Annotated in this window: 11 protein-coding genes; 5 read left to right on the top strand and 6 right to left on the bottom strand. The window is 64.2% G+C overall.

Features of this window, described 5'->3' with window-relative positions:
- Window positions 1-190: 190 nt before the first annotated feature.
- Window positions 191-436: a hypothetical protein gene (locus tag U5709_RS10020; RefSeq protein WP_321972292.1), complete on the top strand. Its 246-nt coding sequence runs from the start codon at window positions 191-193 to the stop codon at window positions 434-436.
- 532 nt (window positions 437-968) lie between these two features.
- Here the strand turns inward: U5709_RS10020 and U5709_RS10015 are convergent.
- Window positions 969-1853, bottom strand: coding sequence for a LysR family transcriptional regulator (locus U5709_RS10015; RefSeq protein WP_321973315.1), 885 nt, complete (start codon window positions 1851-1853; stop codon window positions 969-971).
- A 161-nt stretch (window positions 1854-2014) separates the two neighbouring features.
- On the opposite strand from U5709_RS10015, the gene U5709_RS10010 reads away from it, so the two are divergent.
- From U5709_RS10010 to U5709_RS10000, 3 genes are all read left to right on the top strand, one after another.
- Window positions 2015-2896 (top strand): SDR family oxidoreductase, encoded by an 882-nt coding sequence (locus U5709_RS10010; RefSeq protein ID WP_321972294.1) that lies wholly within the window; start codon window positions 2015-2017, stop codon window positions 2894-2896.
- Between the two features lie 88 nt (window positions 2897-2984).
- Window positions 2985-4241: an MFS transporter gene (locus U5709_RS10005; RefSeq protein WP_321972295.1), complete on the top strand. Its 1257-nt coding sequence runs from the start codon at window positions 2985-2987 to the stop codon at window positions 4239-4241.
- Between the two features lie 121 nt (window positions 4242-4362).
- Window positions 4363-5406, top strand: coding sequence for a Gfo/Idh/MocA family oxidoreductase (locus U5709_RS10000; RefSeq protein ID WP_321973314.1), 1044 nt, complete (start codon window positions 4363-4365; stop codon window positions 5404-5406).
- Window positions 5407-5753: 347 nt separating this feature from the next.
- On the opposite strand, the gene U5709_RS09995 is transcribed toward U5709_RS10000, so the two are convergent.
- The 4 genes from U5709_RS09995 to U5709_RS09980 all read right to left on the bottom strand — a co-directional run bounded on the left by U5709_RS09995 (window position 5754) and on the right by U5709_RS09980 (window position 10598).
- A complete protein-coding gene (locus U5709_RS09995; RefSeq protein WP_321972297.1) occupies window positions 5754-7157 on the bottom strand; it encodes a glycoside hydrolase family 1 protein in 1404 nt (467 codons plus the stop codon).
- Between the two features lie 175 nt (window positions 7158-7332).
- Window positions 7333-8730 (bottom strand): PTS transporter subunit EIIC, encoded by a 1398-nt coding sequence (locus U5709_RS09990; protein WP_321972298.1) that lies wholly within the window; start codon window positions 8728-8730, stop codon window positions 7333-7335.
- A gap of 162 nt (window positions 8731-8892) precedes the next feature.
- Window positions 8893-9759: a MurR/RpiR family transcriptional regulator gene (locus U5709_RS09985; protein WP_321972299.1), complete on the bottom strand. Its 867-nt coding sequence runs from the start codon at window positions 9757-9759 to the stop codon at window positions 8893-8895.
- Window positions 9760-9896: 137 nt separating this feature from the next.
- Window positions 9897-10598 (bottom strand): 3'-5' exonuclease, encoded by a 702-nt coding sequence (locus U5709_RS09980; RefSeq protein ID WP_321973313.1) that lies wholly within the window; start codon window positions 10596-10598, stop codon window positions 9897-9899.
- Between the two features lie 233 nt (window positions 10599-10831).
- On the opposite strand from U5709_RS09980, the gene U5709_RS09975 reads away from it, so the two are divergent.
- Complete coding sequence (locus U5709_RS09975) at window positions 10832-11917, top strand: GGDEF domain-containing protein (RefSeq protein ID WP_321973312.1); 1086 nt, start codon at window positions 10832-10834, stop codon at window positions 11915-11917.
- A 103-nt stretch (window positions 11918-12020) separates the two neighbouring features.
- Here U5709_RS09975 and U5709_RS09970 read toward each other — a convergent pair.
- On the bottom strand, window positions 12021-12500 hold a 480-nt coding region (locus U5709_RS09970), incomplete at its 5' end, for a hypothetical protein (RefSeq protein ID WP_321972304.1).

The following is a 12500-nucleotide window of genomic DNA, read 5'->3' as shown; positions in this document are numbered from 1 at the left end:
GTACCTCTCATCCTTCGAAGACCTGGTCTTGTCGCGATGATTCTTACCGCTCGGATTCTTTGTCCCATTGACTTGCTGCGTCCAGCGGAAGCCCAGGAATATTCTTCCTGAGCAGGCTGAACCTGGACGATGAGCTTGTGAACACGGATGGCTGGACCGGGGACAGATCGAGGTGAGAACGGCGAAGCTCGTGGAGCTCGCGCTGCGGGCGTTCTCGTTCGAGGGCGTTGATGCGCCGCCCGCGTGCCGGGCGATCGTCGGCGCCGCGCTCGTGGTGGCGGGCGCCGCTGCGGTCACGTGGCGGGCGTGCTTTCTCGACGGGGCGGCGCTTTCGGGCTGGGCGAGGGCTTCGCTGGTGTTTCTGCAGGTGGATGTTACGTTTTACGGAGCCTGCGCATCCGCGCGCTCGTGGGCCTGTCGTTTGTGTGGGCGGTGACTCGGGGCTGCCGGGCTGCCGCACGCGACGCCTCGCGCATTCGCGCGCTCGTCGCAGGCGAGGCGCTCTCGGCGCAGGAGTTTCTCGCCGCGCGGCTCTGCGGTTGACTGCATGCAGCCGGCAAGCGACACGGCTTCTGGGCGGGCCCTTTTACGATCCCGCGCCCTACGTTAACGAGTGTTATACGCTTCTCGATTATCAAACCTGCGAGTAAACCAATGCGTCAGAACTTGAGAAGACCATTGCCCTTAGAGGAAAGAAGGCGTTTTCGGTGCGGTGCGGCCCGAGGACTTCAAACCTTCCGCGGCTGGGTTTATGCGCTTGGGCAATGGCGTTCGCGTTCCTCAAACGGAGGGTTTTGCGCCCTTGGATTCATCGACATCGCGCAGAACCCTCGATTTGAGGAAGTAATCCTCCTGGTTTTGAGGGTTTTGCGCTATGACACCCGAACGGGCGGCGCAAAACCCTCAAAACCAGGGGAGATTTGGCGCCGGTGCGGCGCAGGTACGCCGTTGGCGCGGTGCACGCGCCCCTACGCGCCCCGCGTGTCGTCGAGGACCTGCGCCATGGCGTCGACGAAGCGCTGAATGTGGGACGCGGGGTCGCGCGGATAGGCCAGAAAGCACGGCACCTCCAGCGGGTAGTCCAGCGTCACGCCCACAAAGCCCGGGTGAACACCCGACCAGGCGCCGCTCGTTATGACCGCGTCGCCATGCTCGGCAGCGTCGTTGAACAGGGCGAAGTCGAAGCTTTGCGCATCTGCGACCTCGATTCCGTGCTCGCGCTTGAGGGCCTGTCGCAGCTGGTCGGTGGCGTCGTTGGCGTGCCTCAACATGCGGATCCGCATCCCACGAAGGTCATCCAAGGTCACCTTCCCTTGCCCCGCGAGCTCGCTCGATCGCAGAACGTCGACCGAGAACGGGGTCGAGAAGATGGGCAGCAGCTGGCACAGGCCGCCCCAGCGGACCGTCGAGTAGCTTGACTGCACCACGTCGACCTGCTCCCCGAGGCGCGCCATCACGGTGGTGCGCGAGTCGTACAGGTCGCCGATGGTCACGACCTCGAGCTGCAGATCGGGCGCGATTTCGTGGATCTTCGGCCAAAGGGCCTGCGTGTTCTTCCCAGGGCACATGAGCGAGACGCCCAGGCGCACGGGCGCGCCTTGCCCGCGCGCACGGCGAAGCGCTGCCTCCGAGAGGCCGATGATCTGCCGCGCGTCGGAGACCAGCAGCTCGCCTGCCGCGGTGGGGGAGACGCCGGTGTGGCTGCGGGCAAACAGTGTGACGCCGAACTCGCCCTCAAAGGTCGTCACCTGCTTGACCAGCGCCGTCGTCGAGATGCGCAGCCGCTCGGCCGCCCGTGTGAAGCTGCCGAGCTCCGCCGCCGCCACGATGGCGTCCAACCTGCGGTCGTACACGCGCGCCTCCCTCCACAAGACAAGAGGACAGCCCCTTTGTCTTATACCAACTGTGAACCTGGGGTTCACACCGTACCATCCAATCGGTAATTCCCCTACATACGTCGCGCAAATACGATTGCGAATGGTATGTATTCGCACGTAAACGATGGGAGTTAATCATGGAAAACTGGCTGAACCTCAAGGGTGACGTCTGCGCCGTCACCGGCGCGCTCGGCGGCATGGGCGTCGAGATCTGCCGCGAGTTTGCGCGCAACGGCGCCAACGTCGTGCTTCTCGACCTTGACGAGGAGAAGACAAAGGCTTCCGCCGCTGCCCTCTCCGAGGAGTTCGGTATCCACGCCGAGGGCTATCGCATGGACGCCACCAACGAGGACGAGGTCCAGGCCGCCGTCGACGCCGTCATGCGCGACTTCGGCCAGGTCGACGTCCTGGTCAACACCGCCGGCATCCTGCGCTTCTCCCCGATGGAGGACCTGCCCCTCTCCGACTTCGAGCAGGTCATCAAGGTCAACCTCACCGGCACCTTCATCGCCTCCCAGCGCTTCGGCCGCGAGATGATCAAGCAGGGCCGCGGCCGCTTGGTCCACATCTCCACCGCCGCCTCCTACACCCCCGAGACCTTCTCGGGCGTCTACTCCTCCACCAAGGCCGGCGTGAACATGCTCTCCAAGATGCTCGCCGCCGAGTGGGGCCCCTACGGCGTGCGCTCCAACTGCGTCTGCCCGTGCTTCGTCAAGACCCCGATGTCCGCGAACTTCTACGCCGACCCGCAGGTCGAGAAGGACCGCAGCCGCCTGATCGCCACCCGTCGCATCGGCGAGGTCACCGACATCGCCAACGCCGTCATGTTCCTGGCGTCCACCCGCTCCGACTTCACCACCGGCGCCGAGATCATGGTCGACGGCGGCTTCTCCAACATGATGGGCGACCTCACCGCCAAGCCCGGCGGCCGTCGCGCCTACGCCGAGAACTACCTCAAGAACAAGGGCGTGGCCCTGTGGACCGACGAGGCCGGCGTCAAGACCCCGACCGACCAGTAAGCCGACCTGATCGCACCTGCAAAAGGGACAGTCCCTTCTGCAGGTGCCGTCCGATCGATAAAGCAAAACAGAAAGAGACCCAAACAGCATGGCAAACGAGTCTTCCAACAAGGGACGCGCCGCGGTTCTCTCCGCCGCCTGCGTCACCATGTTCTTCATCAGCAACATCGCGCTCTACTCCGTGGTGAGCAAGAACCTCTGTGCCGTCTACCCCGACTGGTCCGGCGCTCTGACCTGGGCTTTCCCGGTCTTCCAGACCATCATGGCCGTGACCGGCATCTTCGCCGGCCGCATCTCCGACAAAATCGGCCCGCGCAACATCGTGATTGCCGCCGCTGCCGCCTACGGCATCGGCTGGTTCATGTGCGGCACCGTGACCGAGGTCTGGCAGTTTTACCTGTGGTTCTCCGTCGTCGCCGCCATCGGCAACGGCCTGGGCTACAACCCGGCCCTGACCTGCGGCCAGAAGTGGTTCATCGACAAGAAGGGCCTCGCCTCCGGCATCACCCTGGCCGCCTCCACGGCCGGCCCCGCCGTGCTGTCCCCGGTCTTCGCGTCGTTCCTCATCCCGACCTTCGGCGTCTTCACCGCCCTTAAGGTCATGGGCGTCCTGTTCCTCGTGACCATCGCCGCCTCGGCCCTCTTCCTCAAGGCCCCCGAGAAGGGCTGGCTGCCGGAGGGCTACGTGGCCCCCGCCAGCGGCGCCCACGCCGGCACATTCGGCGACCTGACCCCCGGCGAGATGGTCCGCACCCCGCGCTTCTGGGTGCTTATCGCCACGTTCGCCTTTGCCGCGACGGCCGGTACGCTGCTCGTCGGCAAGGTGGCCTCCATCGCCGCCGTCCAGCTCTTCGAGGACCCCAACTCCGCCGCGGCCGTGGCCCTGGGCGGCGTCGTGGTCACCGTGAACACCTGCGCGAACCTCGTCGGGCGCCTTACGTTCGGCCACATCACCGACAGAATCGGCGGTTACAAGTCCCTGCTCATCATGCTCGTGATCACCATGGCCGCGCTGGTCATCATGTCCATGAGCTTCTCGCAGGCGATGTTCTTCGTGGCTCTGGCCCTGCTCGGCTTCAGCTTCGGCGCCCTGCTCGTCATCTACCCGCCGCTGACCGGCGGCGCGTTCGGCACGAGCAACCTCGGTGTCAACTACGGCATCATGTTCCTTGGCTACGCCGCCTCCACCTGGATCAGCCAGCCGATCACGGCCGTGCTCTACCACGCCGATGCCGGCAACGCCGCCTACCAGCAGTCCTTCTACGGCGCTATCGTCATCGCGGCCGTCGCCGTGGCCCTGACCGTCTACATGATGGTCTCCGACTCCAAGAAGAAGGCCGCGTAGGCATCTGGGCGCGAGCCTGCATACTAGGCAGCTCATTTCGCAGCCTCTCCTGGCGGCCCGGCCGAAACCCCCGCAGCTATATCGGTCGGGCCGCACTTCTTAACTCATAAAAGGAGCAACCATGTCCGAGAACCAGGCCCCCGTCCGTCTCGCCGTCATCGGCGCCGGCGCCATGGGCAAGAACCACATCCGCTTCGTCACCGAGGAGCCTGAGGCCGAGCTCGTGGCCATTGTCGACGCCTTCGAGGGCGCCCGCGCCACCGCCGAGGCCGCCGGCGTGCCGTTCTTCACCGACCCCGCTGCCATGATGGACGAGGTCAAGCCCGACGGCGTTATTATCGCCACTCCCAACGACCTGCACCTGGGCGTCGCTCGCGAGGCCGTGCGCCGCGGCATCGTGCCGCTGGTCGAGAAGCCCATCTCCAACGACCTCGAGGACGCCGAGGGCTTCGCCGCCGAGGCCGAGGCCGCGGGCGTGCCCGTGCTCGTGGGCCAGCACCGCCGCCACAACCCGTTTGTGAACAAGGCCAAGCAGATCATCGAGTCCGGCGAGCTGGGCAAGCTCACCGTGTCCTCTTTCCACTACATGATCTACAAGAACGACGAGTACTTCGACGTCGAATGGCGCCGCAAGAAGGGCGCCGGCCCCATCCTGGTGAACCTCGTCCACGACGTTGACCTGCTGCGTTACCTGCTCGGCGAGCCCGTGGCAGTCCAGGGCATGCAGTCGAGCGCCACGCGCGGCTTCGAGACCGAGGACTCCGCCGTGGTCAACGTGCGCTTTGCCGACGGCAGCCTGGCGTCCATGACCATTTCCGACGCCACCGCGAGCCCCTGGAACTGGGAGGCCACCGCGCGCGAGGACCCGCAGTACCGCCCGTTCGACGCCGATGCGTACTTCATCGGCGGAACCTTGGGCGCGCTCTCGCTGCCGCGCCTGCACCAGGTGAGCTACGACGGCGCCTCCAGCTGGCACAAACCGCTGCAGATGAACGTGCCCGCCGTGGACCCCGCGCTTCCGCACAAGATGCAGCTCAAGCACTTCGTCAAGGTCGTGCGCCGCGAGGCCGAGCCCGTCGTGACCCCGGCCGACAACGTGAAGACCCTGCGCACGCTCAACGCCATCAAGCAGGCCGCCGAGACCGGCGAGCTCGTCGAGCTCTAGGCGCGCCGCCGCAGCCCTCGCGTCGCTGCAACTGGTGCCCCGCCGCAGCTTGCAAAGAAATCACGCCGAGTTGGTCTGCGTGGCCCGATTTGCAAAGAAACCGCGCCGAGTTGGTCTGCGTGGCCCGATTTGCAAAGAAACCGCGCCGAGTTGGTCGAATCTCGGCCTATACGCGAAGAAAACCGCCCGAGTTGGTCGTTATTGCACCAACTCGGGCGGTTTTCTTCGCATCCGGACCGCTTACGAACCAACTCGGGCGGTTTTCTTTGCGCGGGGGCCGTTTCTAACCAAGCGACCTCAGTTTCTTGGCGCCGAAGGCGCACCCCCGCTCTCGGCTCCGCGTGTCTCTACATCTCGGCGCCGTTGCTTCGAATTACACCCTTATACCAGCGGAAAGAATCCTTGGGGATGCGCGCGAGGCTCCCCAGCTCCTCCTCGCCGCGGTCGATGTACACGAAGCCGTAGCGCTTGCCATAGCCCTGGTGCGTGCTCACCAGGTCCATGAACGACCAGGGGCAGTAGCCGATCAGGTCCACGCCGTCGGTTATCGCCAGCTGCGCCTGCTCGAAGTGACGGCGCAGATAGTCGATGCGGTACGGGTCGTGCACGATGCCGTCCGTCTCGAGAACGTCCTTTGCGCCCAGGCCGTTCTCGGTGATGAGGATCGGCAGCCCGTAGCGCCCGGCGATTCGGCGTAGGGTCGTTCGCAGCCCCACGGCATCGATGATCCAGCCGTACTCGGTCTTGGTCAGCGAACTGTTCTCGGCGCCTCGGTACACGCCTTCCTCGCCGAGCATCACCTGTTGGTCGCCTGCGCGCGGCGCCCGGTCGTGTCCGTCGTTCTTCGCAGCCGCCACGGTGGCCGTCGCGTAATAGTTGCAGCCCAAATAGTCCGGCTTAGCCTTGGCGAGAAGCTCCATGTCGCCCGGCTCGATTCTCGGCGCGCAGCCTTTTTCCTCCATATAGGCCCAAGCCAGCGGGTTGTAGTGCCCGAAACACGCGACATCGAGGTAGTTCCAGCAGCGGATCGCCTCCCAGTTGTCGGCGGCAATCACGTCGCGGGGGTCGCAGCTCGCGGGGTAAATCGCCGTGATGTTGGGGGCGGGGCCGATCTTCGCGTCGGGCCACATCTCGTGCAGCAGGAGCGTCGCCTTGGCGCTCGCCACGAACATGTTGTGGCTCTGCTGGTAGAGTTCAGGCTGGTCCGGCACGCGGCCGGGGTTCATGGCGCCGGGGTGGATGACCATCACGTTCTGCTCGTTGATGGTGAGCCAGTGCTTCACACGGTCGCCCAGGCGCTCGAAGAGCACACGCGCATAGCGCTCGAACGCATCGATGGTCGCGCGTTCGGCCCAGCCGCCGTTCTCGTGGAGCGCAAGCGGCAGGTCGAAGTGGAACATCGTGGCCACGGGAACGATATCGTGTGCGACCAAGGCGTCGACTAGGCGACCGTAGAAGGCGAGCCCGGCTTCGTTGACCTTACCTGCGCCGTCGGGGATCACACGCGACCAGCTCACGCTGAAGCGGTACGCCTTGAGGCCCAGCTCGGCCATGAGCTCGACGTCCTCCTCCATGTGGTGATAGTGGTCGCTCGCCACCTTAAAGTCGGTGATGCCTGCGGGCGGCTCATGCAGGTCCTGGACGCTCGGGCCCTTTCCGTCCGCATTCCATGCGCCCTCTACCTGGTAAGAAGAGGTTGAGGCGCCCCAGAGAAACCCATCGGGAAAGGCTTTTGCCTGCTTGTAGAACATGATTGCTCCTTTGGCTGGATGTTCGCGGAAGGCCGTTGGGTGGTGCCCCAGCCTTCCGCGAGGGGAATGAGCATGCTCGCACGCTCGGCGGCGACGGGGCCTGACGAGGGCCTTGGCCGTGACGCGGCCCCATCGTCGCCGGTGGCGCTTTGCGGCCCATTGCCCGCTCGGGGCCTTAGGCCTCGGTCTTCTCGGCATCGTCCTTCTCGAACTTGGCGCTTGCGAAGAAGGTGAGCACGGCCGTGACGGCGACGCCGATGAGGATGGCGATGATGATGTTGAAGAAGCAGGCCATCGAATCGTCGCCGATGTAGAGCAGGATGGCGGGAAGGCCCGAGGAGCCGGTGGCGAAGCGGTGGGTCTGCGTGAGGCCGGCGTAGAGGCCGCCGCACGCGCCGCCGATCATGGCGCAGATGAGGGGGTACTTCTTGGGCAGGTTGACACCGTAGAGGATCGGCTCGGTGATTCCCATGTAGGCGGTCACGGCGCCAGTGGTCGCGATCTCGCGGGTCTTCTTGCTACGTGTGCGCCAAGCGACGATGGCGCCCGCGGTGGCCTGGCACATGTTGGAGACGACGCAGCCGGGCCCGAAGATGCTGTCGTAACCGAGCTGGCTCATCTGCATAACGCCCAGCGGGGCGACGCCGTTGTGGATGCCGAACATAACCATGATGGGCAGCAGGCCTCCGATGAGGACCGCGGGCGCCCAAGCGGCGTTAGTGGAGAGGAACGTGAAGAACTGGGCGAGCCAGCCGCCGATGACGGCGCCGATGGGGCCGAGGACCGAGAACGCGAGCGTGCCCATGACAAGGAAGGTGAGCATGGGAACAAACACTAGGTTAACGGCCTTGGGGATCACGCGGTCAAGGAACTTCTCGACGTAGGACTGAACGAACACGACCAGGATGATGGGGATGACGCTGGAGCCGTAGCTGGCTAGGGTAAAGGGGATGAACCCGAAGAAGCTGACCGGGTCGCCCGCGGAGACGAGCGCGGTCCAGTTGGGGTGCAGCATCATCGCTGCCACGCCGGCAGCCAGGATCGGGTTGCACTTGAGTTTTTTGGCCTCGGTAAAGGCGAGCAGCATGGGCAGGAAATAGAAGACGCCGTCGGCGAAGATGTTGAGCATCGTGTAGGTCTGCGACTTGTTGTCGATCAGGTTGAACACGACGAGAAGCGCCATGACGGCCTTGACCATGCCAGCGCCGGAGAGGGCAGGGATGATCGGCTGGAAAACGGCGGAGACGAAGTCGATGACGAGTTCGGAGGCGTTCTTCTTCTCGTCGGTCTCGGCTGCTTTGCCAGTCGGCTGATTCGTGAGGTTGCCGACAAGGGGCTCGACTTCCTCGAACACGTTGTGCACATGCGGACCGATGACGATCTGGAGCTGGCCCGAGCTGTGCAGGACGTTGATCACGCCGTCGAGCGCCTTGATGGCATCGTCGTCAGCGAGCGACTCGTCCTTGAGGATAAAGCGCAGTCGGGTTTGGCAGTGCCTGGCCTCGCTCACGTTTTCTTTGCCGCCGATGAGGCGAACGATGGATGCAGCGAGTTCAGTGTAGTTGGAACTCATAGCCCTTCCTTTCCTTGAACCTTTACCATGTGCACCGGTGTGCACTTCTTGGCATGGATTCTAAAAAGTGGGCATGAACTGCAACAATAGAATCTGCTGAATCCGATACAAGGTTTCAGCGAGATAGGTTGGAAGTTCCGTGAGCATGAAACTTTATGAAACTTACGCTTGGGATCGCTCGCTCTCGAGCTGCCTGCCTCCGATGAGTTTGAACTCGAGGTTGCGCTCGTAGTCGCGCGCAAAGACACAGCCGAAGAGCACATCGAGCAGGTAGTTGACCGAGGCCTCGCTCGCCAAGGTGCCGATCTTTGAATAGAGGCTCTCACGGGAGGAGATGGTGAGCGTGGCGTTTGCGCATTTGCGCAGGTAATTATTTCCGTCTCCGGCAATGGCGACGATGGGGACTTTGTTGGCGAGAAGGATCGGGACCTGGCGCATGGGGTCCGATTCTGGGTTGTTTCCGGAGTAGGAGATGATGACCGCGCAGTCGAGCTCGCCGAGGGAGCGCGCAATCACGCCGAGCTCGCTGGGGACGGCTTCCATGGCGTCGATGCCAATGGAGAGGAGCTTGCGGCAAAAGAGCCCTCCCATGTAGGAGTTGGGGGAGAGCGCGAAGACGCGCACGCGGCGCGCATCGGCCAAGAGCTTAGCGGCGCGGGCGAGCAAGCCGCGGTTGATGAGGCGCGCTGTATCCGAAACGGCGTCGGCTGTGAGGTCCGCGATTGCCTCGATGACCTGCTCTTCGTTGGCTTCGGCATCGAACGGGAAGTTCGCGTCCACAAAGGCGGGGTGTTTTTCTTGGTAGAGCTGCTCGGCGATGAAGTCCTTGATGAAAGGGCGCCAGCCGTCGTAGCCGAGCGATTGGGCGAATCGCGTGCAGGAGGCCTTGGAGGTAAAGGTGGCTTGAGCGATGTCGGCGATCGTGAAGTCGGAGAGATGCTCGGCTTCGCTCAGCACAAACGAGCCGATTGCGCGGCGAGAGTCGGTGTTCGCGGCTACGAGCTCCTCGATGCGGTGGTAGAGGTACATACGGCTCCTCGGTCTCCGTTTCTCGCGGCGATACCAAATTGCCGCCAGAGCTCATTGTCACACTTCGAGTGAGGAATCGCTCGATGACTGTGGCGAGAGGCGCTCCTGGCGCTGTGTTGCCCGAAACACGCCTCGCATCACGCGGCCGCTGCCTTGGCGGCGCGAAGGCTGGCGAGAAGTGCCGCGAGGTCGCCTCCGCAGCGGCTGGCGATGCTGCTGGCGCGGCCGTCCTTCTGGCCGCTGCGGATGCCGGAGTCGAGCACCGCGCGCTGGGCGGCGCACTCGCCGGTAGCCATCATGCGGAAGATCTCGGCCGTGACCAGCGCGTCGTCGAGACCGCGGTGGGCGTGCTTGTTGTCGAGCGAGATACCGCACCAATCGGCCGCCTCGCTGAGCCGCACCGCGCGGCCGCTCGTGCCCATGAGGCGCGGGTAGATGCGCTGGATGTCCAGCCAGCGGCGGGGGAGTGCCGAGAGGTCGATGCCCTTGGCGGCGCACTCGGTCTTGAGCTGCCACTCGTCGGTGCCGCTCCACGCGACCATGCGCGCCCGCCCGGCGCCGATCCACGCCACGAGCTGCTCCACGACCTCCTCGAGCGGCCGAGCGTCCACGAGGTCGTTGTCGTCGATGCCGGTGAGGCGGCGCACGGGCCCGATGACGTGCGTGGCCTCGCGCGGCTTGACCAGGCAAGAGAAGCGCCCGAGCTCGCGGCCGTCCGCGGCAAGCTTGACCGCGCCCACCTCGATGATCTCGTTGGCGAGGCCGAGTGTGCGCTCGCGCTTTGGTACACAGGTGAACTCGAGGTCGATGATGATGTCGCAGTCGTACGTGTTGCTCATGTGGGCTCCTTAGTCCCCGGATAACTTTGGGACCATCATCGCCTGCGCACGGGACAACAATTAAAACGCCTGCTCAGACAGGGGAAAATGCGGCGGTTTCTTTGCGCGAGGCGCCCGGCGAGGCGTTTCTTCGTAAGACCAAGGGACTGTCCCCTTGTCTTATGGGCCGCCGCTGCATGGCCCCGGGCGTTACCATAGACTTGCCTCGTAATTCCCACTGATTGGACCGCCTCGTGAACACCTCGTTCTACACCTCGGTCATTATCCTCGCCTGTTTCTGCTCTCTCATCATGGTGGTGGCGGTCCTCGGCAACGTCACGCTGCCCCGCGAGAAGCGAAACCTCTTCATGTCCATCTTCGTCGGCGTCGTGGCCGGCGGCCTCTTCGAGTGGGCTGCAAAGATGCTGGACGGCATGGGTGGCATCGCCTCTTACGCCATCGTGCTGCTCAAGCTCTGCGAGTTCTCCCTCTCGCCGGCCCTTGCGGTGCTCTATGCCGCCGTGTTCAACGAGTCCATGTTCGACGAGCATCTTATGCGCGCCTATAGGCTCCTTGGACTGCACGCGATCATCGAGGTCCTTGCCGTTCCGATCGGCCTCATCTTCTTCGTCGACGCCGCCGGAGTATATCGCCATGGGCCTGCCTACGCGCTCTACATCATCGCCTACATCGCGAGCGCGCTGTTCCTGCTCGTCGAGACCAAGCGCTGCTCCATCAGCTTCCAGACCCGAAACCGCTCGATTCCGTGGCTCATCCTCACGTTCGTCCTTGCGGGCACGGCTATCCAGATGGTCGGCGACGGCGCCCGCGTCGTGTGGGTCTCGATGGCCATGGCCGGCGTGCTCTTCTACCTGTTCTACTGCAGCATCATCCAGCAGTCCGACTCGGTCACGCACCTGTTTAACCGCTACAGCTACGAGAGCGCGATGCAGATCCTCGCCAAGCCGGCGGTCGTCCTCTTCATCGACGTCGACGACTTCAAGAGCGTGAACGACTCCTATGGCCACGCCATCGGCGACCAGGTCCTCACCATCATCGGTCGCGCCATTTTCGAGACCTACGGAAAGGCCGGCAGCTGCTACCGTATCGGCGGCGACGAGTTCAGTGCCATCGTGTTCGGCGATGCCGAGCAGGCCAAGAAGCTCGATGACGAGCTCGAGCGGCGTTTGGCCGAGGCCCGCGCCGAGATGCCGATCCTACCCACCGTCTCCATCGGCGGCGCATTGTTCGACCCGGCGACGAGCGACGTCGAGGACGTCAAGCGCCGTGCCGACGCCAAGATGTACGAGGTCAAGCGCGCCAAGAAGGTTGGCCGCTAGCCCGCCCGCCTGCATCTGCAGATAGGGGACAGTCCCCAAACCGCTGCAGAAAGGGGACAGTCCCCAAACCGCTGCAGAAAGGGGACAGACCTCGTATTGCGGGCTAAGCGAGGAGGACGGCGGCGAGAAGGCACGCCTGGCCGCAGGCGTTGGTCAGCTGCTCGACCCAGTTGGCGCGTGCATCGGCCTGGTCCATGTGGCCGGCGAACCACCCCATGGCCACCATGCACGCGCAAAACGCGAGCAGCAAAGCGAGGCTTGGCATCCGCACAAGCCCCGCCGTAAGGCCCATGAACGCCTGCCCCTCGGCCACGCACCCCGCGATGATGAGCACGAACCCGATGGGCATCGTTACGCGCATCTGGCGCGCGAGCGCGGGCAGGTTTTTGTGCCCGAGCGCCATCACGAGCTTCCAGGCCACCTTGCCGGTGCCGCCGATAACCGCAAATACCGCCCCGGCAATAAACAAACCGCTGTTCAGGCGGCTGCCGAACGCGAATGTCGCCGTCGCAAAGAACGCGACCGGCAAAGCATCCACCAGCGCGAGCGAGAGCGTGAAGCCCTCGGGCACCTCTTCTTGCAT

The organism is Paratractidigestivibacter sp., from assembly GCF_963660155.1.
GTDB lineage: Bacteria > Actinomycetota > Coriobacteriia > Coriobacteriales > Atopobiaceae > Paratractidigestivibacter.
The sequence above is the reverse complement of the archived record's forward strand: the minus strand, read 5'-3'. Positions and strand labels throughout refer to the sequence as shown.